A 19,495-nucleotide genomic window follows, 5' to 3' on the forward strand; every position below is an offset into this window, starting at 1 on the left:
ATAAATCTGTCGAATACTCCCCCTTCATCCTTGCTGTTCAGCCTACTTCTGCCGGTTAGTCTGTCGGCTTGATGCTTGCCGCCCAGTCATAGCCTTTCAGGAACGGATCCGGCATTACGGCATCTCCGGAGTTCCACAGCTCTTTGAACTGTCCGTCCGATTGCACCTCGCCGATCCGAACCGTTTTGTAAATATGCTGGTTCTCGCCGTCAATTTTCACTTTGCCTTCCGGAGCATCCCATTCGAGATCCTTCGCCGCGGCTCTGACTTTATCCACGTCGGTCGAGCCTGCCTTCTCCACCGCAGCCTTCCACAGGTATACCGCGGTGTAGCCCGCTTCAATCGGGTCAGCCGTCACGCGGTCTTCGCCGTATTTCTTTTTATAATTCTCGACAAACGTCTTGTTCGCCGGCGTATCCGTTGTTTGATAGTAGTTCCATGCCGCCAGATGCCCTTGCAGCACGTCTACGCCGATGCCTCGGATTTCCTCTTCCGCTACCGATACGGACAGCGTCGTAATATCCTTAGACGTAATGCCCGCATCCTTCAGCTGCTTGAAGAAGGCTACGTTGCTGTCGCCGTTAAGCGTGTTAAACACAACGTCCGGCTTTGCTTCTTTGATCTTGCTTATAATCGTGCTGTAGTCGGTATGGCCAAGCGGCGTATATTCTTCTCCGACCATTTCGCCGCCTTTTGCCTTCAATTGCTCTTTGATGATCAGGTTTGCCGTACGGGGGAAGACGTAGTCCGAGCCAAGCAGATAGAACTTCTTGCCGCGATTCTCAAGCAGCCAGTCAACGGCCGGAACGATCTGCTGGTTCGTTGTAGCGCCCGTATAGAAGATGTTAGGGGAAGCCTCGAGACCTTCGTATTGGACCGGGTACCAGAGCAGTCCGTTAAGCTCCTCGAACACCGGCTTCATCGCTTTGCGGCTGGAGGACGTCCATCCTCCGAATACCGTTGCGACTTTATCTTCGGAGAGCAGCTTGCGCGCCTTCTCGGCGAAAGTCGGCCAGTCGGATGCGCCATCCTCCTGGATTGCTTCGATCTTCTTGCCAAGCACGCCGCCTGCCGCGTTAATTTCTTCAATCGCCATCATTTCCGCATCGCGAACGGATACTTCGCTAATCGCCATCGTACCGCTCAAGGAATGCAGGACCCCTACTTTAATCGTATCTCCCGAAGCTTCTGCCGAACTGCTCTCGGTTGTCGTGGATGCCGGTTTTTCATTGTTGTTGCCGCAGGCAGCCAGCAGCATGCTCAGCGCTACCGCTACAACCCCTGTCTGATAAAACCATTTCTTTTTCATCTCTCCACTCCCCAGTTCTTCTTTCTAATTACGAACATTTAATTGGAATGTGTTACCATTGTTCGCAACCTCATTATAGGGGCGCTCAAATCTTCACGTCAATATACATGACATTAAAATTAGAAAATGAGGAAATTCGTCTCATTAATTGGTTTTATAAGGACATTTTTTGATATATTTCTACAAAATCCTCACCTTGGCTCACCAATTTCCATGTACTTTATATCATTAAATTAACAATACATGTAATATATAAGGTTTAGCTTCTTCCGTCGGTCATAAAAAAGATGACTTCCTCATCCTAAGGAAGTCATCTTTTTTAACCAAATCCTCTATCCCGCCTGCTGGACAGGCTTACCCGCTTCAATTAACCGTTTATTGCCAACAAAGAACGCGGTCAGCACCAGCATAAGCACCCCCGTCCCTATAAGCAGCCATTCAATTTCGATGACATCCGCCATCGGCCCATCTGCAATTAACTATTTAGGAATGAGATACGCCCATTTGTGTAAAGTTAACTTGACATTATGAATAGTTTAATTTACATTATGCATAAATTGGTAAAAACAGCTAAGGGGGAGTTTTTATTAAAGCGATCGTATGCGCGAAATACGGAACACCGGAGGTTCTTCAATTCAAGGATGTAGAGATCCCCGCTCCTAAGGAGCAAGAAATACGGATAAAAGTATATGCTGCCGTCGTAACCCCCTCCGACTGCTCCTTCCGGAGAGCGGATCCTTTTTTCATCCGTTTTCTCTATGGACTTCGAAACCCCAAGCATCCGATTCTCGGCGTCGAGTTTGCCGGCGAGGTTGATTCGGTTGGCAAGGATGTAACCTTGTTCAAGAAAGGCGATCAGGTATTCGGCATTAGCCCCCATCGCTTCGGAACTTATGCGGAATACTTCTGTTTACCCGAGGATCAGCCGGTATTTCTTAAACCAACCAATGCGGCTTACGATGAAGCCGCAGGTCTATGCGACGGAGCTTTAACAGCCTTAATCTTTCTTCGGGATCACGCCAACGTTCAAGCGGGGCAAAAAGTGCTTATTAACGGCGCATCCGGGGCGGTTGGCGCTTACGCCCTGCAGCTTGCCAAGTACTACGGGGCCGAAGTGACCGGCGTATGCAGCAGCCGCAACTTTGAACTGGCGAAGTCTTTGGGGGCGGACACGGTTATCGATTATACCAAGGAGGATTTCACGCGGGGCGATCAGACGTATGACGTTATTTTCGATGCGGTAGGGAAGCGTACTTACTCAGAGTGCAAAGGCTCCCTTACGCCGCAGGGCATCTATCTTTCTACCGTCCCCAACGGCGGGGCTATGCTGTCCATGCTGTGGACTTCGAGGTCCCGCGGCAAGAAGGCAATCTTTACCGCTGCCGGACTCAAGCAGAAGAAAGAGAATTTGGCTTTTCTCAAAGAGCTCTTCGAGGCAGGAAAAATCAAACCCGTCATCGACCGGCGCTATCCGCTGGAACAAACGATCGAGGCACACCGGTATGTCGAGACCGGACGCAAGAAAGGAAATGTCATCCTTCAGGTTCGCGGTTAAACGGAGAATCGCCTATCTCCAAGCCGTTAAGCTCGGATAGATAGGCGATTCCGGTTTGTCGCAAGGTACTACAGAGCAGCAGATACAGGCTGTAGATACCAGTATAGAGCGTAGTCGGTCATCGTGGAGGCATAACCCAGCTGGCGCAGCATTGTTGATACATTACCCCGGTGATAGGACCCGTGATTAGCCGCATGCAGCATAATCTCAGCTAGACTTGTCTCGCGGACTCCGGCATAGGGATTGTTAAGCGTAATAACTTGTTCCGTATCCAGCCCGTTTCCGAGCCACTCCTTGTATTGGTTCGCCAGCTCGGCAAAGAGCTGCATGTATTCGTCGACCGTCTCCAAAATACGGCCGCTTAACGGCATGCATTCCTGCAGCGCCGCCCCCATCTCCATACCCGTCAGCACCAAATACCACATTTTATCTACCGCATAAATATGGTTAAGGGCATGAGCAAGCGTTGGATACGAGCTGTTTACCTCCTGATGCAGCACAGCGGGCGGCAGCTCCTTGATTCTCCCCAGGATCGTTTGGCTTGCCCAAAAGTGATAGTTCAACATTTCCGCCGGATAATTTTTCATGATCATCGACTCCTTTTAACTGGTTATGTAGCCATTATAAAAAAAGTAGTATGACAACAGTGTGTCATACTACTCATAAAGGTTCAGCGTATTTTGAAGCTGTTCTTTCATGACGGCCCGAAGCTCCAAGGGCTCAAGCACCTCCGCGCCGCTGCCAAAGCCAAGCAGGATCGACCACAGCCAGGTTGCCTCAGCCGGCTTATAGACGGGAATCCGCATCGTCATGCTGCCATCGGAATGAAAGGTTTTCGGGACGTAGCCGAATTGATCCATCGCATCCGCCAAGGCTTCAGGCCCTACCTTAACCACGACATCCTCAACCAGACTCAAATCCCCGACAAAAGGGCCTGCCTCCTCCGGCACCTCCCGATGAGGTTCAAAGCAACGCTCCGTCCGGAACGCCTCCACCATGCGGGATAACCGGAACTCCCGATAATCGCAGCGCGCCAAGCAATAGCCGTAAATATACCAGCTGCCGTACTTGAAGTGAAGCCTGACCGGCTCCAGCTCGCGGGTGGTCCGTTCATTCTTCGCGTTAATGTAGTCGAACCGGATCACTTTGCGCTCCGTAATCGCCGCGCGCAGTAAAGGCAGCGTCTCGGGATCCGTTCTGCGCGTCTCGAAATCTACGGCTAGACTTGGAGTCCGCTGCTCGGTTCCAACGGTTTGCAGTCTCTCGATCGTCCCTTGCGCCCGCTCGTCTTCGAAAACGGTCGCAAGTCCTTTAAGCACCGTAACCAGGGCATTTACGTCATAAGAGCCAAGCAGGCTTTTATCCATTTTGAAGCCTTCCATCATGCCAAAGCCGCCCTTGTTCCCCTGATACGAGACAACCGGAAAGCCCGCCGCGCAGATGACGTCGATATCCCGGTAAATCGTTCTTTGGGATACCTGGAACTCCTCAGCCAGCGCATTGGCCGGCAGCACATCGTGATTCAGCAGCTTATAGATTATGGAGATCAAACGCTCCAGCTTCATGGGTATCGACCACCCGTCCGTTCTTTCGTTTATATATTCTTAAATAATCGCTAACAGGTGTTTCCATACGAAGAGGGAATCAATATATTACAGGATATACGCTTTGTCAATCGTCATGACCTTATTCCGACAGACAGGAGTGGATCGTATGAACGAATTCGAAGAGATGGAGTCTCCCTGCCATTACAGACGCGCCTTGGAAATTGTCTCAAGCAAATGGACGGTGCTTGTTTTTTACGAGCTGGAATCGGGCAAAAGGCGGTACAGCGATCTGAAAAGACGGGTCGAGGGCGTCACGCAAAAGATGCTCACCCAGACGCTGCGCCAGCTGGAGAGGGACGGACTTGTCGTGCGGTATGTTCATCCAACCGTTCCGCCTACCGTAGAGTACGAGCTGACGCCTCTTGGCCAAACCTTGATTGGCCCGATGCGGATTCTGCATCAATGGACGGACGCCCATTACGATTCCGTGTTAAGAGCAAGAAAAGCTTTCGACGCCATCACTTCTTAAGACATGACGAGTAACTCAACTAGCAATCGTCCCCCTATCCAATCTTCCAAGCACCCGATTAATTAACGCATATACATCGTTTCCGTCCTCAAACACATCAGTCAGGGCATAAAACAAATGAATCATACCGGCATAACGCTTATGCGTCACCTCCACCCCGCTTGCGATAAGCCTCTGGCTGTATTGCTCCCCTTCATCTCGCAAAGGATCGTATTCCGCCGTCACTACGATTGCCGGCGCCACGCCTGCGGTATCTCCATAGAGCGGCGAAGCGAGCGGGTTCGTGCGGTCGACATCGGAGTTCAAATAATGTCCCGCGCAATATTCCAGCAGGGCCGAATCGAGGAAATATCCCTCGCCGTATACATGCTTCGAGGCATAATCACCCGCCCAGTCCGTCAAAGGGCATAGCAGAATCTGAGCCGCAACGGAGAACGTTCCCCTGTTTACGGCCCGCTGTGCCACAACGGCGGCCAGGTTTCCCCCGACGCTTTCTCCGGCTACCGCGATTCTCGCCGGATCCAGACCTAGCGAGGCAGCCTGTTGGTACACCCACTCCGTCGCATAGACGGCTTCATCTACGGGTACTGGAAACTTATGCTCCGGCGCCAAGCGATAATCGACGGAGATTATCGCATGACCAGTGGCAGCGGCAAGCTTGCCGCACATCGGATCATAATGCTCCATTCGGTTAAACACGAATCCTCCCCCATGGAAGAACACAATCGCCGGCAGCTCGGAACGATTGGAAGGACGATAAATTCTTACGGGAAGCGGACCATGCGGCCCCTCCAGCGTAATATCCTCCGTCCCGGCCAGTTCAACGCGATCGGAGATGGCGTTAGCCACAACAACCTTTCTGATTTCCTCAGGCGACAGCAAGTGCAGCGGCGGGAAACCCGCGATATCCTCCAAAAATCGTTTTGTTGCTTCAGGCATCTTCATGTTCCATTCCTTCTTTCCTTGAATTTGGAAGTTCCATGAGATAACCTTATTCCATTTTCTCCGAAGCCGTAAGACGGCACTTTAAAGTGGCTTACTTACAAAAAAAGACCAGCACCGCAAAAAGCTGGCGGCACTGATCTTATGGGTTATAGGACTAACGGCTCCAGCCGTTTGCCAGAACCTGCCTTGCAAACAGCTCCCCGTCAAATTCGAGGCCAAAGCCCGCTTTGGCCGGTACATAAAACTTGCCGTCCTCTACCCGGTATGCGGACGTGTCCATTCCTTCTATCGCGATATCGTCGTATTCGACAAATTCAAAGTTGTTAATCGCTGCCGCAATATGCCCAAGCGCATAAATGCCGTATGCATTGCCGTAGCAATGCGGCGCCGACCGCAGTCCAGCCTGGTCAAGCTCCGCGCCAAGTTCCAGCCAATGCGTAAAGCCCGGATAAATCACATCGTACTGGAGCACGTCAACCAGGCCTTTTTTCGCCCAGCTCACGAGATGAGGAGACGCAAGTCCTTCTCCGTCGGCTATAAGCACATTCTGCCCGCGTTCCCGGAGCCAGGCCTTCAGGTCGGCATACAAGGCATCGTCCTCGTGGAAAGCTTCTTCAATCCAATGCAGATTCACGTCTTGGACGGCTGCCAGCACTTCCTTAGTCAGATTGAGATTATACGCGTTGTTGGCATCAATCATAATCTTCCCTTCGGGTCCGGCAATCTCGGCGACGCCGTGAATAATGGCGATGTCCCGCTTCGTCCCCTCCAGCACAGGCATATGTCTGCCGCCGCGGCCAACTTTAATCTTGAAGTTGCGGTGACCTTTGGAGAAGCCTTGGGCAGCCTCTTCTTTCAGCAGCGCGACCGCATCCCGCTCATTCGCCAAGTGCAAGTCGTCAAAATAGAGAGAGGTATCATAGCAAGGTACGACTAGCGGAGATCCCGGCGCACGGTTAACCGCGGACACCAATTCATACACGGGGGTATTCAATCTGCGCCCAAGCCAGTCCAGAATCGGGTATTCGAGCGGAATGCGGTAAGGTTCAACAATTTTGCCGCTTGCGTCAAACAGATCTATTAGCCTCATTCCTAGAGCGGCTTCCGCGAGCTCCTCCGTCATCGATCCCGTGTGACCATACCCCGTCTCCCCGTCAATCGTAAGGCGGGCGATACGGACCGAGCAATGCTTGCCGTGATTGCCAAGCCTGCCGTTTGAACCCGCGTTTCGCGCGCGCTCGCCCGCAAGAGTTGCAACCTCGATCTTTTCTACTTTCCATTCAGGCTGAATAAGAGATAGATTCATCGTCGTTTCACTCCTATTAATTAAAGAAATAGTTCCAACTTCATCCAATATATTACGACCGCAACAAATATGTCAAAATAAAATATATTCATTATATTAAAATTTTCCACTATCCTATCAATAAGGACAGGGCGGCATGAATGCAGGGAGGAACCGATAATTTGTATTATTTTGCAAGCATGCCTGCAGGTTGACGGGAAGCCCGGCTTTCAGTACCATCTTAAAATAGAAAAGCCCCCAGGGGCTCTATGGATTTGAAGGAGGAGTAATGAATTACATTAAAGATTTGCTTGTTGAAATAGGAGTTAGCACTAACTTGTCTGTCTATCTGGCTACTATTGCGATCGTTATTATCGCGGGAATCGTGAGCATAGCCGCCAACTTTATAACCAAAAAGGTTGTGCTGCGCATCGTCAGCCATTACATCCGGAACAACCGGTACCATTGGGACAATTATTTACTGGATCGCAAAGTGTTTCATAAGCTGTCCCATATCGTTCCGGCCATTATCCTTTACTATTTCTCGTTTAGCTTCTCAGCCTACCATTCTCTTATTCTGAAGGGAATTACGATCTATCTTATTATCGTGGTTCTGTTGGTGCTGGATGCTTTCCTAAACGCGGTTAACGATATTTATAGAACTTACGATATTTCCCGGAGCCGTCCCATCAAAGGATACGTTCAGGTAGTCAAAATCTTTCTGTTCATTATTGGCGGCATTCTGGCCATCTCGAACCTGATTGGCGAAAGCCCTGTTATTCTTATCAGCGGTATTGGCGCCTTGTCTGCCGTCATGCTGCTCATCTTTAAGGATTCGCTGCTTGGCCTGGTTGCAGGCATTCAATTGTCAACGAACGATATGGTCCAGGTAGGCGATTGGATTGAAATGCCCAAATACGGAGCGGACGGAGACATCATTGACATTTCGCTGCATACCGTCAAGGTGCAGAACTTCGATAAGACGATTACCACCATCCCTTCGTATGCCCTTATTTCGGACTCGTTCAAGAACTGGAGAGGCATGCAGGATGCCGGCGGCCGGCGCATTAAACGGGCCGTGTACATCGATATGAACAGCATCGGATTCTGCACGCCCGAAATGATCGGGAAATTCAAAAAGATTCATCTCCTGAGCGAATATATCCTGGATAAGGAAAAAGAAATCATGCATTACAACCTGGAAAACGAGATTGACCCTACCGTCTCGGTGAACGGCAGAGCCATGACGAATATCGGCGTGTTCCGGGCTTATGTCGAGCGGTATGTGGAGCAGCATCCCAAGATTCATAAAGGCATGACGAGGATCGTCAGACAGCTCGCCCCCGCGGAGAATGGACTGCCTCTCGAAATTTACGCCTTCACGAATGATATTAACTGGGCTGTATACGAAGGCGTTCAATCGGATATCTTCGATCATATTCTGGCCGTTGCGCCGGAGTTTGGTCTTCATGTCTTCCAGAACCCGTCCGGTCAAGACTTCAAGAGTTTGCCGAAGGTCGGGGCTTATTAACCGCTCAAATTGAAGCTCCAAAGACTAAATTCTCTAATTCTAGTGGATAAACTCCAACGTAACCGATGGCAGACAAAAAGAGACCAGCCCGTCGTCAACAAATGTTGACGGATGAGTTGGTCTCTTTCGCTTTATAGCCTATCCTTCCCCTCAAATTCACGAGGATGCCTGCGAATCAGCTCCGGCACGGCATCACCGCGTCCCGTCTGCTCAAGCCGCTCGAGGTAGCGCGGGAGCGATCCCTTCGCATGATATGGACCTCCCTCTTTCATGACCGTCCACAGCGGATCCGTGTCGTAAGGCATCGAAGCCATCATCCGGTCATGCCAATCGTTCAGCCAATAGACCGCTTCCCTGCACAGGTCCGGCCGCTCCGCGGCAAGATTGATCTGCTCATGAGGGTCCTCCGCAATATGGAACAGCATTTCCTTGTCGAACAGATGGTAGCCGTCATGATACGTGCGGATGTACAGCCAATCGCCGAACCGCACGCTGCGCTGGCATACATGCGCGCATTGCGACACAACCAAATATTCTCGTCCCGCCTCTTCGCCGGACTGCAGCACCTTCGCGTAGCTCGACCCGTCCCAGCTTGGCATAGGCTTCCGTCCGAGGAGCTCGGCTACCGTTGGCGGCAGATCCAAATGGTAATGAAGGCCTTTATCGACGATTCCCTCCTGCATGCCCGGCCAGCGAATAATCATCGGAATCCGGCAGGTTCCCTGATCGGCCGTGCCATGCTCCCCGTATATCCCAAGCTCGCCCATGTTCTCGCCATGATCGGCCGTAATAATGATGACGAGCTCCTCCATGACGCCCTTTTTCTCAAGCAAGGCAAATAATTGGCCGATGTTCTCATCCATGAAGCGGACGCCGCAATCGTAGCCATCCACCATGCGCCTCAGATCATCCCGGCTGCGGATATCTCCCGGATGTCTCGGATAATTCGGCGACGTTGCGTTGTCGTACATATTGATTTCGCTGGCGCTATGCGGCCCTACCTTGCGCATATGCTTATCAAGCACCTCGTCCGTAATCCACTCCGGCAGCGGATCCTCCTTAAACGGATTGCCGAACGATTCCGGTGCCCGGTACGGGGTATGCGGATCCCAATAGTTGACGTACAGCATCCAGTTATCCTGCTCCGCATTCCGGTCAATCCAGTCCAGGACAACGGGGGTTACCTCCTCCGCGGACTCCATTCCGCCTTTGCCCGTATTGTAGATCTCGTTAAAGCCGGCATAAAAGGTCCATGCGGAATGCCGCTCCCCAAACGGGCTGACAAGCGCAGTACGCATTCCCGCCTGCCTGAACAATGCCGGGAAGCTTTCGGAGGCAAGCCTGTCGCGAAAATCCCGTGACGCGCCTTCATGTCGAACGTCTGCCGCAGACCCGCCATGTCCGACAACTCCGTTATGAATGCCGAAGCGCCCGGTCATTAAAGCCGTTCGCGACGGGAAGCAAGGCGCATCGGAGGTATAGTAATTATCGAAGCGGACGCCCTGGGCGGCGATCCGGTCAATATTCGGAGATGTTTGGCGGGGGTAACCGTAGCACCCCAGATGATCCGGCCTCGTCGAATCCAAATCCAGCAGCAAAATTCTCATACTGTTGCTCCACTCCCTTAATCCGTTTGCCATGATGGCTGTACCCGTATTATAGGTTTGGAGCTCCGGTCAGGTCGACGTACATTCCATCCTGTCCATGTACATTTCAACGATATGATGAGGGGCGAAGTTCTCAGCGGCCATTTACCCGAATCGGTAGTTTTGCTAGTATTTGATAAGAATCACTGCAAAGGACGGGGATCCCATGCTGCAGCTGTTAAGCGTAAATTTCGACGACCGCATTCCGAATTGGCGCACCCAAAGCGAGAAGCTCGGCTATCATGTCCTTGTTCTGGTTACGGACGGTAAAGTGAAATACACCATTAATGGGCAGGAGATTATTGCCGAACGGGGAGATTTTCTGTACATCCCGCAATCCACGCTTCGCAGCGGAGATACCATCCCCGGCTTTCCTCACCAGAAATATACGGTTTTGATAACGACGGAGCCCGGGAGCAAGCTGGGTATCCCGTTTCTTGACCGGGGCGAATTTATTCGCTTCCGGCTGTCCAACCTCCATTACTTGCAGCGCAGATTCATCAAGCTGTTCGAAGAGATGAGGGGCGGCCGCAGCTTTCGCTCCTATATTGGCCTCGGACTAACGCAGGAGCTTATCGGTCTGCTTGCAAGAGAGCTGGAGAAGCCGGAGGTAACTCCCGCCAAGATGTTCTACGCGCAGCTGGTGAAGCAGTATTTGCTGGACCATTATCGCGAGCATGTGGAAATCGAGCAGCTTGGGGAGCTTATTCATCGTTCGCCGAATTACACCACCGCTCTGTTCAAGGAAGTATTCGGCCAATCCCCCATCCGCTATATGCATCAGCTGCGCCTGCATGAAGCCTGCCGTCTGCTGCTCCACTCCGACATGACCGTTGCGGATATCGCTCAATACTTGGGCTACTACGATCCATCGTATTTTTTTCGGATGTTCAAGAAGCATGTCGGCCTGTCGCCGTCCGAATTTATTACCCGCGGCAGAACGGAGGAACCGCCTCTGCTATTCCCTTAAGCAGGGCCTCCCCCCGCTCACCAGCTTCCCTTACGCACCTCTTCCGTAATGATTCGGATTCCTTCCTCAATCTGCTCAGCCCCGGTCTGGGAAATGCTGATTCGCAGAAATTTCTCTTTATCCAGATAATTGGACATGTAGAACCCCTTGCCGGACACGACGCTGACGTTTCTCTCCGCAAGACGCTTCAAGAGCTGCTCTACGTTCACCGTCTGCTTCAGCTTGAAATGCGTGTAAATTCCCGAACGGATATCCGGCACCTCCATTAATCCCGGCTCGTTATGCCGATTCACCGATTCGTTCAAAGCCAGCATTCTAGCCGCGTACAAGCCCGCTATCTTATGCTTATGCCTTTCATACATGCCGTTCTTGATATACACCTCAAGCGCCGCCTGGGAGAGCAGCGAGGTGTCGGGGTATATTTTATAGGCATAAAAGGTCTTAAGCAGCCGTTCCGGCAAGACGATCGCACCTAACCTTAGGCCAGGGAAAATAATCTTGGAGAAGCTTTTTACGTAAATAACATACTCGCCCCCGTCGGAAGCGTAAATCGGGTCGGACTGCCGGTCTGCCCCGAGATCGGCCATATAATCGTCTTCCAGAATGTAGACGCCGTATTTGCCGGCCAGCTTGGCAATTGCTCTCCGTTCCTCGGCGTTATAGGAAGTGCCAAGCGGATTATGATACCTCGACATCGTATAAAAGAATTTGATGCTGCCGCTCTTGAACCAACGCTCCAGCTCCAGAAGATCGATGCCGGCAGCCGTTCGGGCGATGCCATGCACCGGAATGTTCTCCGTCGCCAGAAACCGCAAATACCGGTCATAGCTGGGCTGCTCCACGAGCACCGCTTCCCTGCCGTTTGGGAACGGCATCTTCGCCAGTATTTCCAGCGCCTGCTGCGCGCCGGAGGTGATGCAAATCCTCTCGGCTTTCGTGAAGACCTGGTCACTCGCCAAATGCGAAACCAGCGTGTGACGGAAGGACTCCAGTCCCAGCGGGTCGCCGTAAGTAAACAGGTCGTACTTGTAAATATCGATCGCTTTGTTGAGACAATGCTGGAAATCCAAATAAGGAAAAGCATCCAGGTCCGGCAGGACCGTCGCGAAATAAATCATGCTGCTGTCCCGCTCATCGCGCCAATCGCCGGGCTTCACAACGACGTAGTACCCGCTTTGCGGCACCGAATAAATAATGTGGCGCTTTTCCAGCTCCGCATAAGCTCTCGTAATGGTGCTGATGCTGCATCCGTAGGCTTCCGCGGCACTGCGGACGGAGGGCAGCTTTTGGCCGGGACGGTATTTTCCCTGCCGGATTTTCTCTTCCATATCGGATAGGATCAAAGCGTATTTTTTCATTCTGTCCTCCATGCGCTTCAGCCCAACTGTATCGATACAGTTAGGGTAAAACGGTGTTGTGTGGTTAACCAATATCCCGTATCTTCAAATCAACGGTTAAAAACGTTCGCGAACACGCTGCCGTAAGCTCTGAGAGGATGATGCAACATGGGTCACAAGGAAATGAGGCTTCCCTATTTCCTCGCCGTGCTTAACGCGGTTATTATCGGATTATCTTTTTTGTTTGCCAAGACCGCATTGGATTATGCCAGTCCGCTTGATACGCTGGCTTTTCGTTTTGCCTCATCGTTCCTGGTGATGTCCATTCCCGTGTTATTCGGCTGGATGAAGCTTTCCTACCGCGGCAAGCCGCTCCGCAAAGTGCTGCTGCTGGCATCCATGTACCCGCTTGGTTTCTTTACGCTTCAGGCCTATGGGCTGCAGCATGCCAGCTCGGCGGAAGGCGGCATCCTGTATGCGTTCACGCCAGCCGTTACGATGATGATTGCCTCTCTGTTTCTAAAAGAAACCACAACCGTTCTGCAGAAGCTGTCGATCCTCCTGTCGGTGTTTGGGGTAGTGTTTATCTTTGTCATGAAAGGCAGCAGCATTGATCTGTCTAATCTGCTTGGCATTTCGCTGTTGCTCTTGACCTGCTTCGCTTTTGCCGGCTATACCGTTCTGGCCCGCTCGTTATCCAGGCAGTTCAGACCGGCGGAAATCACTTATTTGATGATGGGCATCGGCTTTGTTTTCTTTACGGTTACGGCATTCACCAGCCATGCCTCAGCCGGGACCCTTTCCCATATATTCGCACCTCTGGCGAGCGGCACCTTTATGGCATCGCTTATCTTTCTGGGAATCGTATCCTCCCTGTTAACGGCGCTAACCTCCAATTACATTTTGTCCAGGATGGAGGCGTCGAGAATGAGCGTATTCGCCAATCTCGCTACCATCGTGTCGATGACGGCCGGTGCGTTGTTCCTTGGAGAAGAAGTAACGATCTATCATCTGATCGGCTCGGTGCTGATTATTGCCGGGGTTATCGGCACAAATCGACTTGGCCGGAAAAAGACAGCCGGACATGAGAACAGCAAGAAACTAAACGCTATAAACCATTCAAGGAGTTGAATATAAATGCCATGAACCGCTATTATCGATTGTTATGCGATTCCGGCGCGTGCATCCTCGCGATTTCCGGTTGAGAAGACGATGGTTTGGAACGGTTATCAAACAGAATAACAATAACTTATTTGATCCGAAAGAGAAGGACCAGGAATGCGCACCAAAGCGTGAGCATTTCTGGTCCTTTCTTTGGTCTAGATCATAAATCGAACTCCGCCAATGTTAGCGAATGACGTTTTGCAGGTATAAGGGAATGACCGGGAGCGCCAAAGGGACATTTTCTTAAATCTAGTCATTCCGCACAACTCGATTTACTAGATTCGTCATAGATTACACCAGTAACAATTAAAGGAGGATTTATATGGCGCAAAAAGTAAAAGTAAGTCCGCAATTCGCAAGATTGTGCACCCAATTCTCAAAAATCCTGGGAGGTGAATCGGAGATTGAAGCAGGTCCGGTTTGTTTTGTCACGAGGATGACGAACTTGAAAGAGACCATTTTGGGCAGAAGAACCCGCTCGCCTTTGGTTCAGATGCAAATGTTCTCGTTCGAATCTCTAAGCGCTTCGGGCCGCGCGCTTTGTTTAGGCGAGACTGCCGTGCATCAAAGTCAGGTTAATCGATTGATGTCGAATCTTCGTAAACGCGGAATCAAAGTAACTTCTCTTCATAATCACTGGCTTAACGAGAACCCGCGCTTAATGTATATGCACTGGGAAGCTAATATGAATCCCGTAGAGTTTGCCAAAAAAACCAAGGCATCTATCGCATTCCTCGGCTAATGTTCGAGTATTTTTTATTTTTAGACATGAAAGGATGATCTGTAAATGGCGCAACCTGTAAAGGCAAGTCCGCAATTTAAAAAATTATGCAACCGCTTCTCCTCCATTTTGGGCGGGACAGAGCATGAAATTACGAAAGGTCCGGTTTGTTTCGTTTCAAGAAACAGAATTATAAAAGCCACTATTTTAGGAAAACGCACCGCGTCCCCTCTCGTTCGTTATCAATTGTTCTCGTTTGAGTCATTGGACAGTTCCGGACGAGCACTCTGTCTGGGAGAAACAGCTCTTTTCCAAAACCAGGTCAATCGCTTGCTCACAAATCTTCGGAAGAACGGGATAAAAGTTACGGCGGTTCATAATCACTGGTTGTTCGAGAATCCGCGTCTCATGTACGTGCACTGGGAATCCATTGATAATCCCATTGAATTCGCGAAAAAAGTAAAACGTTCGATCGCTTTCTTGGGTTAATAATTAGCCTCGTTCAATAAAAAAAAGGGTAATCGCATCTACGGCGATATCCCTTTGTTACATAGCTATAACCGATGACTCGGAATCTCCCACTCATAATGGACCTTCTCCAGCCACTTGCCCGCGGCAAAATCCCGCCCCCGGACTACGATCCGATTCTCGTATACCTCCACGAACAACCCTTGGCTTCCGTCCTTATGCTCGTCTTCATCCGTCCAGAGGTAGGCAACGGATGCCGCGTTAAACATGCGGGGCAATTGTTCATCGTCGTACAGGGTATGCGGCGCTTCCAGCTCCCAATGCGTATGCCCGGTAAACAGAATGGCATGCCTATGTCTGGACAACACTTCCTTGAGCTGTTCATCTTGGGTAACGCCGTACCACTTCTGCGACTCGTAGGAGCCGGCAACCGTATCCTTAAGCGGCTGATGCAGGAACACGAAGGCAGGATGATTCAGACTCTTGCTCTCCTCTAATTTGCCATCCAACCAGGTCAGCTGCGTCTCCGACAGGAACGAGAATAGGTCCAGCCCCTGCTCGGTCCCAAGGAAGATAAAAGAGTAACCTTCCACCATGTGAGCATGATACGGTCCGCCCATCTCCGTGGCATTCAGATAAGCTCCCAGGCGCGAAGGCCATTCTCCCCCGCCGACATCATGATTGCCGGAAGCAAAATAAGCGGCTGGCAGCCCTTCTCCATGCTCCCGCCATATTTTACGAAATTCTTCATACTCTTCCGCATGCCCATGGTCGGTAATATCTCCTATATGCATAATACCGTGGCTGCCTGGCGCTTCCCGTTTCATATCCTCGAGCGCACGCGCCAAATTGCCATTATGCGTATGTCCGGGATCCGTTCTCACATGCGTATCGGTAATAACCTGAAACTGAAGCCGCGCCTTCCCTTTACCCTCTTCATTCCCCATTCTCAGACCCTCCCTATATTCCCAATATTCCCACAAGCAGAATACCGGCGAAAATGATGCTGGCGGATGCTAACCGCAAAGCGCCTTTTCCTTCCTTGAGCAGCCATACGCCCATAAAGGTCCCGCAGACGGTCCCGATCTCCCGAAGCGGTGCCACGTAAGTCAGCTGCGACATGCTCATGGCGAACAAGAACAGCAGGTAAGAGCCCGGAGACAAAATGGATCCCGCCGCAAGCAGCCTGCCGTTTTCCCTTATCTGCTTAACCCAGCCCACTTCCCTGAAGCGGATAAACGGGACAAGCCCCAGCATAAATCCGATATTCGATATCTCTAATAGCACAATCGGCGAAAAATGCTGCAGGTTCACTTTGTCTACCATGACATAGGCCATTGTGCAGAAGCCTACGGCTACGATCGACAACAATACTTTCCCCGAGGCTTGAAACCGCTGCTTCCTCCGGTAAAACCCGCTTAACAGAAAGAAGCCTAGAGCAATTAATCCGAGACCCAGCCAGCCCCAAAGGGACAGCCGTTCGTTCAGGAAGATAACCCCGCAAAGAGGCAGCAGGAAGGTAGCGATCCCTCTCATCATCGGGTACACCTGGGACAAGTCGCCTAAAGTTAAGGTGCGAGACAAGAAGTACGCATACCCTGCCTGAATCAGCAGAGACAGTACCAATAAAACATATCCGGACAACGGTACTTGGACGGAGACGATCTCCGCGATAAATTCCGGTAGAAGCAATAGGGTGGCAGGTATATAGATCATGAACAAAAACAATTGCTTATTCCCGCTCTTCTTCGTGAGCATATTCCAGATGGCATGAGCCACGCCGGATCCTAATACAAGCAGTACGGCAAGCGAAATAATGACCCCTCCTCACAAATCCAACACCTACTCAAACAACACACAAAAACACACATAAATACAACTTTACGCAAATGTTAGCATGAGCCTTTCACCCTGTCAATTAAGAAAATCTCTATCGGGGTTAAAAAAGGAGCAACCACGGCAAAACAAAAAAAAAGAACCTTCCGGGAAGGCTCTTCTTGTATCTTATCTTCTATTTGCATTCAACAGTAATTCCGGCTTCCTTGTATCGCTCAAGGATATCCGGGCTCAGCCCGGAGTCCGTAACAATACGCTCAATCTTATCCAGTCCGCATACCGGCGTAAGCGATACGACATCAAACTTGCTGCTGTCCGCAAGCACGATAACCCGCCTCGTCCGCTCCAGCATCCTCTTTTTCAATTGAATCTCGCTAATTCCGTAATCCGTCAGCCCTTCGGTCAGGGAGATGCCGCTCATGCTCATGAAGAACAGGTCGGCATGGAACTGGGAAACAAACGACTCGGCATAATCCCCAACCGCGCATTGTTCCGAATTACGCACGACCCCGCCGACAAAAATAATCGTAAACTGAGGCTTAGCCATAAGAATCGAAGCAATCGGAAAGGAATTGGTTAATATCGTTAACCGTTCGAAACGGGCAGCCAAGGCCTTGGCGAACTCCGTATTCGTCGTGCTCACGTCCAGGAACAAGGATTGCCCCTCTTCCACAAAACGAAGAGCCGTCTGGGCCAGCTCGCGTTTCTCGGGATGTCTCTTCGTCTCCCTCACGGTGAAGGGAAGCTCTTTCCGGTAGTCAGCCTGAGGCAAGGTCGCCCCACCATGAACCCGTTTCAAGAAACCTTCCTGCTCCAGATACTCCATATCTCTTCGGATCGTCTCGAACGAGACGCCGAATCTCGCGATTAAATCAGCCGTCTTGACCGATTGAGATTCATGAAGCAGCTGTATGATTTGTTGATGTCGGTCATGTATAAGCATGGATACTCCCCCAATAATGCGGACTTCAATACGCTATTCCTTCTAGAATACCACAAAAACACACCTAACAAAAAAAGGCCGGAAACCCTAAACGGGTGTCCGGCCTTAGACTTTATATTTCTACCAGCATCAGAATAATAGAGGACAAGCCCAGGCATGTACCCATTAAACACAATACCATGAGAGCCTGCTTATGATTAAGCCCCGCCCGCAGCAGACGGTAATGCGCCTGGCTTGCGTCAGCCTGGTAGATGGCCTTCCCTTGCAGGAAGCGTTTCAGCATTACGTACAGATTATCGAAGATCGGAACCCCCAAGGCGAGAATCGGGATAAAAATAGAGAGTGCCGTAGCTTGCTTGAAAGCTCCGTCTAGCGAAATAACGGCAAGCATAAATCCGAGAAAAGTCGCCCCCGCGTCGCCCATGAATATTTTGGCCGGAGGTTTGTTGAATCTTAAATACGCCAACGTTATGCCTACTAGAATAATCGCCATATTCGCAGAGTTCGACTGCCCCATGGCAAGAGCTACGATAAACAGGGTCATTGCGGAGATGGCAGAGAGCCCTCCCGCCAGCCCGTCCAGACCGTCCGAGAAGTTGATGACCGTCGTCACCCCAAAGATCCAAAGCGTTGTTAGAACAAATTGCAAAAGGACGGGAAGCTCCACGTAATGGCCGGAGAACGGGTTAACAAAACCGGTAAACACAACACCCGAAGCGTACACCAATACAGCGGCGGAGAGTTGGACGATCAGCTTCGGCAGCGCAGGAAAATCCTTGCCCTTCGTCTTATACCAATCGTCAACCGTACCGATCGCCAGCAGCAATAGGCCGCCTAGAAAGATCGCTCCTGTCTGCATGGAGAAGTCCCGGACCACAGCCAGGTAAGCGATAAAAAAGCCTATAAAAATCGCGTAACCGGCCGTCAGCGGAATCGGCTTCCGGTGCAGCTTGCGCTCGACGTCCTTCCTGGGCCTGTCTACAAAATCAATCTTAAACGCAAGCCGGCTGAGTGGAGGAATCAACACGAGTACCGTTATAAAGGAAAGCAAAAAAGCAGCAACGTATAAAATTGTAATCACCACCAATATATAAATATACCTTATCTCTCATTATATATTTAGCACGAATGGTGTCGACTGATGATTTACTGACTGTCGACTGACGCTGGAAATTAAGAGAATGCTTTTTTATAAATAGCAGGGTTATATCATAAGAACTTTTCATGTATAATCATGTCGAACAAATTGCATGCAATTTATCCAAAAAGGAGCGTCCGATTCCTATGCTTATTGTCTCCGTCATCCTAACGGCGATTGTTGCGATTGAACATGTGTATATCCTGATCCTCGAGATGTTTCTGTGGACGAGTCCAAGAGCGAGGAAAGCCTTCGGAACCGACAAGGCATTTGCGGAAGCAACTAAGTCGCTTGCCGCCAACCAAGGACTGTACAACGGCTTCTTGGCCGCGGGTCTGTTCTGGGGGCTTGTTCATCCGGATGCCTCCACAGGGCATCAGATCCAGCTATTTTTCCTGATCTGCGTACTTGTTGCGGCGGTCTACGGAGGCCTTACGGCAAAACGTTCGATTCTTCTCGTTCAAGGTCTGCCGGCATTAATCGCGCTGATCGCCGTGCTTTTAACCTAGTATTTTTCCAAGAGGAATAAAAATGGCTGCGGAGTCTATCTCCGCGGCCATTTTTTATCTTG

General features: G+C 50.7%; 20 protein-coding genes. 8 read left to right on the forward strand and 12 right to left on the reverse strand.

The window, feature by feature from the left end:
* Positions 1–55: 55 nt before the first annotated feature.
* Both urtA and CFI03_RS31050 read right to left on the reverse strand, forming a co-directional pair.
* On the reverse strand, positions 56–1,309 hold the full coding sequence (urtA, locus tag CFI03_RS10360) for an urea ABC transporter substrate-binding protein (RefSeq protein ID WP_481857669.1): 1,254 nt from the start codon (positions 1,307–1,309) through the stop codon (positions 56–58).
* Positions 1,310–1,641: 332 nt separating this feature from the next.
* The gene (locus tag CFI03_RS31050; RefSeq protein WP_283094485.1) at positions 1,642–1,770 is read right to left on the reverse strand and encodes a hypothetical protein; all 129 of its coding nucleotides are present in this window, start codon (positions 1,768–1,770) and stop codon (positions 1,642–1,644) included.
* A gap of 125 nt (positions 1,771–1,895) precedes the next feature.
* Between CFI03_RS31050 and CFI03_RS10365 the strand changes: the two genes are divergently transcribed.
* Positions 1,896–2,864, forward strand: coding sequence for an NAD(P)-dependent alcohol dehydrogenase (locus tag CFI03_RS10365; RefSeq protein ID WP_248757431.1), 969 nt, complete (start codon positions 1,896–1,898; stop codon positions 2,862–2,864).
* Positions 2,865–2,932: 68 nt separating this feature from the next.
* On the opposite strand, the gene CFI03_RS10370 is transcribed toward CFI03_RS10365, so the two are convergent.
* Positions 2,933–3,451, reverse strand: coding sequence for a DinB family protein (locus CFI03_RS10370; RefSeq protein WP_248757338.1), 519 nt, complete (start codon positions 3,449–3,451; stop codon positions 2,933–2,935).
* A gap of 69 nt (positions 3,452–3,520) precedes the next feature.
* Positions 3,521–4,429: a helix-turn-helix transcriptional regulator gene (locus CFI03_RS10375; RefSeq protein ID WP_248757339.1), complete on the reverse strand. Its 909-nt coding sequence runs from the start codon at positions 4,427–4,429 to the stop codon at positions 3,521–3,523.
* Positions 4,430–4,577: 148 nt separating this feature from the next.
* Here CFI03_RS10375 and CFI03_RS10380 point away from each other — a divergent pair, with 148 nt between their 5' ends.
* The gene (locus tag CFI03_RS10380) at positions 4,578–4,940 is read left to right on the forward strand and encodes a winged helix-turn-helix transcriptional regulator (protein ID WP_012772554.1); all 363 of its coding nucleotides are present in this window, start codon (positions 4,578–4,580) and stop codon (positions 4,938–4,940) included.
* Positions 4,941–4,955: 15 nt separating this feature from the next.
* Here CFI03_RS10380 and CFI03_RS10385 read toward each other — a convergent pair whose 3' ends face one another.
* Both CFI03_RS10385 and CFI03_RS10390 read right to left on the reverse strand, forming a co-directional pair.
* The gene (locus CFI03_RS10385; RefSeq protein ID WP_248757340.1) at positions 4,956–5,885 is read right to left on the reverse strand and encodes an alpha/beta hydrolase; all 930 of its coding nucleotides are present in this window, start codon (positions 5,883–5,885) and stop codon (positions 4,956–4,958) included.
* A gap of 154 nt (positions 5,886–6,039) precedes the next feature.
* On the reverse strand, positions 6,040–7,191 hold the full coding sequence (locus CFI03_RS10390) for an enolase C-terminal domain-like protein (protein ID WP_248757341.1): 1,152 nt from the start codon (positions 7,189–7,191) through the stop codon (positions 6,040–6,042).
* 268 nt (positions 7,192–7,459) lie between these two features.
* Here CFI03_RS10390 and CFI03_RS10395 point away from each other — a divergent pair, with 268 nt between their 5' ends.
* The gene (locus CFI03_RS10395; RefSeq protein WP_248757342.1) at positions 7,460–8,701 is read left to right on the forward strand and encodes a mechanosensitive ion channel family protein; all 1,242 of its coding nucleotides are present in this window, start codon (positions 7,460–7,462) and stop codon (positions 8,699–8,701) included.
* A gap of 131 nt (positions 8,702–8,832) precedes the next feature.
* Here CFI03_RS10395 and CFI03_RS10400 read toward each other — a convergent pair whose 3' ends face one another.
* The gene (locus tag CFI03_RS10400; protein ID WP_248757343.1) at positions 8,833–10,308 is read right to left on the reverse strand and encodes a sulfatase family protein; all 1,476 of its coding nucleotides are present in this window, start codon (positions 10,306–10,308) and stop codon (positions 8,833–8,835) included.
* A 205-nt stretch (positions 10,309–10,513) separates the two neighbouring features.
* On the opposite strand from CFI03_RS10400, the gene CFI03_RS10405 reads away from it, so the two are divergent.
* Positions 10,514–11,317 (forward strand): helix-turn-helix domain-containing protein, encoded by an 804-nt coding sequence (locus tag CFI03_RS10405; protein ID WP_248757344.1) that lies wholly within the window; start codon positions 10,514–10,516, stop codon positions 11,315–11,317.
* Positions 11,318–11,334: 17 nt separating this feature from the next.
* Here CFI03_RS10405 and CFI03_RS10410 read toward each other — a convergent pair whose 3' ends face one another.
* Positions 11,335–12,675, reverse strand: coding sequence for an aminotransferase-like domain-containing protein (locus CFI03_RS10410; RefSeq protein WP_248757345.1), 1,341 nt, complete (start codon positions 12,673–12,675; stop codon positions 11,335–11,337).
* A 147-nt stretch (positions 12,676–12,822) separates the two neighbouring features.
* On the opposite strand from CFI03_RS10410, the gene CFI03_RS10415 reads away from it, so the two are divergent.
* The 3 genes from CFI03_RS10415 to CFI03_RS10425 all read left to right on the forward strand — a co-directional run bounded on the left by CFI03_RS10415 (position 12,823) and on the right by CFI03_RS10425 (position 15,028).
* Positions 12,823–13,785, forward strand: coding sequence for a DMT family transporter (locus tag CFI03_RS10415; protein ID WP_248757346.1), 963 nt, complete (start codon positions 12,823–12,825; stop codon positions 13,783–13,785).
* 355 nt (positions 13,786–14,140) lie between these two features.
* Positions 14,141–14,560: a DUF1259 domain-containing protein gene (locus CFI03_RS10420; RefSeq protein WP_201008576.1), complete on the forward strand. Its 420-nt coding sequence runs from the start codon at positions 14,141–14,143 to the stop codon at positions 14,558–14,560.
* Between the two features lie 45 nt (positions 14,561–14,605).
* Complete coding sequence (locus tag CFI03_RS10425) at positions 14,606–15,028, forward strand: DUF1259 domain-containing protein (RefSeq protein ID WP_248757347.1); 423 nt, start codon at positions 14,606–14,608, stop codon at positions 15,026–15,028.
* A gap of 65 nt (positions 15,029–15,093) precedes the next feature.
* Here CFI03_RS10425 and CFI03_RS10430 read toward each other — a convergent pair whose 3' ends face one another.
* From CFI03_RS10430 to CFI03_RS10445, 4 genes are all read right to left on the reverse strand, one after another.
* Complete coding sequence (locus CFI03_RS10430) at positions 15,094–15,954, reverse strand: metallophosphoesterase family protein (protein ID WP_248757348.1); 861 nt, start codon at positions 15,952–15,954, stop codon at positions 15,094–15,096.
* Positions 15,955–15,967: 13 nt separating this feature from the next.
* Entirely contained in the window at positions 15,968–16,786 is an 819-nt protein-coding gene (locus CFI03_RS10435) for an EamA family transporter (protein WP_248757349.1), read from the reverse strand.
* Between the two features lie 232 nt (positions 16,787–17,018).
* The gene (locus tag CFI03_RS10440; RefSeq protein WP_248757350.1) at positions 17,019–17,786 is read right to left on the reverse strand and encodes a DeoR/GlpR family DNA-binding transcription regulator; all 768 of its coding nucleotides are present in this window, start codon (positions 17,784–17,786) and stop codon (positions 17,019–17,021) included.
* A gap of 112 nt (positions 17,787–17,898) precedes the next feature.
* Entirely contained in the window at positions 17,899–18,867 is a 969-nt protein-coding gene (locus tag CFI03_RS10445) for an MraY family glycosyltransferase (protein ID WP_248757432.1), read from the reverse strand.
* Between the two features lie 203 nt (positions 18,868–19,070).
* On the opposite strand from CFI03_RS10445, the gene CFI03_RS10450 reads away from it, so the two are divergent.
* A complete protein-coding gene (locus CFI03_RS10450) occupies positions 19,071–19,433 on the forward strand; it encodes a DUF1304 domain-containing protein (protein WP_248757351.1) in 363 nt (120 codons plus the stop codon).
* Positions 19,434–19,495 lie beyond the last annotated feature (62 nt).

It is taken from the genome of Paenibacillus sp. ATY16, assembly GCF_003399985.2.
In the GTDB taxonomy this organism is placed as follows: Bacteria; Bacillota; Bacilli; order Paenibacillales; family Paenibacillaceae; genus Pristimantibacillus; species Pristimantibacillus glycanilyticus.

Excerpts from the sequence above, each read along its gene's own strand:
- CFI03_RS10440 (WP_248757350.1), bottom strand. The coding sequence starts at position 17,786 with ATGCTTATACATGACCGACATCAACAAATCATACAGCTGCTTCATGAA.
- CFI03_RS10410 (WP_248757345.1), bottom strand. The coding sequence starts at position 12,675 with ATGAAAAAATACGCTTTGATCCTATCCGATATGGAAGAGAAAATCCGG.
- CFI03_RS10450 (WP_248757351.1), top strand. The coding sequence starts at position 19,071 with ATGCTTATTGTCTCCGTCATCCTAACGGCGATTGTTGCGATTGAACAT.
- CFI03_RS10375 (WP_248757339.1), bottom strand. The coding sequence starts at position 4,429 with ATGAAGCTGGAGCGTTTGATCTCCATAATCTATAAGCTGCTGAATCAC.
- CFI03_RS10385 (WP_248757340.1), bottom strand. The coding sequence starts at position 5,885 with ATGAAGATGCCTGAAGCAACAAAACGATTTTTGGAGGATATCGCGGGT.
- CFI03_RS10390 (WP_248757341.1), bottom strand. The coding sequence starts at position 7,191 with ATGAATCTATCTCTTATTCAGCCTGAATGGAAAGTAGAAAAGATCGAG.
- CFI03_RS10405 (WP_248757344.1), top strand. The coding sequence starts at position 10,514 with ATGCTGCAGCTGTTAAGCGTAAATTTCGACGACCGCATTCCGAATTGG.
- CFI03_RS10415 (WP_248757346.1), top strand. The coding sequence starts at position 12,823 with ATGGGTCACAAGGAAATGAGGCTTCCCTATTTCCTCGCCGTGCTTAAC.
- CFI03_RS10370 (WP_248757338.1), bottom strand. The coding sequence starts at position 3,451 with ATGAAAAATTATCCGGCGGAAATGTTGAACTATCACTTTTGGGCAAGC.
- CFI03_RS10400 (WP_248757343.1), bottom strand. The coding sequence starts at position 10,308 with ATGAGAATTTTGCTGCTGGATTTGGATTCGACGAGGCCGGATCATCTG.
- CFI03_RS10430 (WP_248757348.1), bottom strand. The coding sequence starts at position 15,954 with ATGGGGAATGAAGAGGGTAAAGGGAAGGCGCGGCTTCAGTTTCAGGTT.
- CFI03_RS10395 (WP_248757342.1), top strand. The coding sequence starts at position 7,460 with ATGAATTACATTAAAGATTTGCTTGTTGAAATAGGAGTTAGCACTAAC.
- CFI03_RS10380 (WP_012772554.1), top strand. The coding sequence starts at position 4,578 with ATGAACGAATTCGAAGAGATGGAGTCTCCCTGCCATTACAGACGCGCC.
- CFI03_RS10420 (WP_201008576.1), top strand. The coding sequence starts at position 14,141 with ATGGCGCAAAAAGTAAAAGTAAGTCCGCAATTCGCAAGATTGTGCACC.
- urtA (WP_481857669.1), bottom strand. The coding sequence starts at position 1,309 with ATGAAAAAGAAATGGTTTTATCAGACAGGGGTTGTAGCGGTAGCGCTG.
- CFI03_RS31050 (WP_283094485.1), bottom strand. The coding sequence starts at position 1,770 with ATGGCGGATGTCATCGAAATTGAATGGCTGCTTATAGGGACGGGGGTG.
- CFI03_RS10425 (WP_248757347.1), top strand. The coding sequence starts at position 14,606 with ATGGCGCAACCTGTAAAGGCAAGTCCGCAATTTAAAAAATTATGCAAC.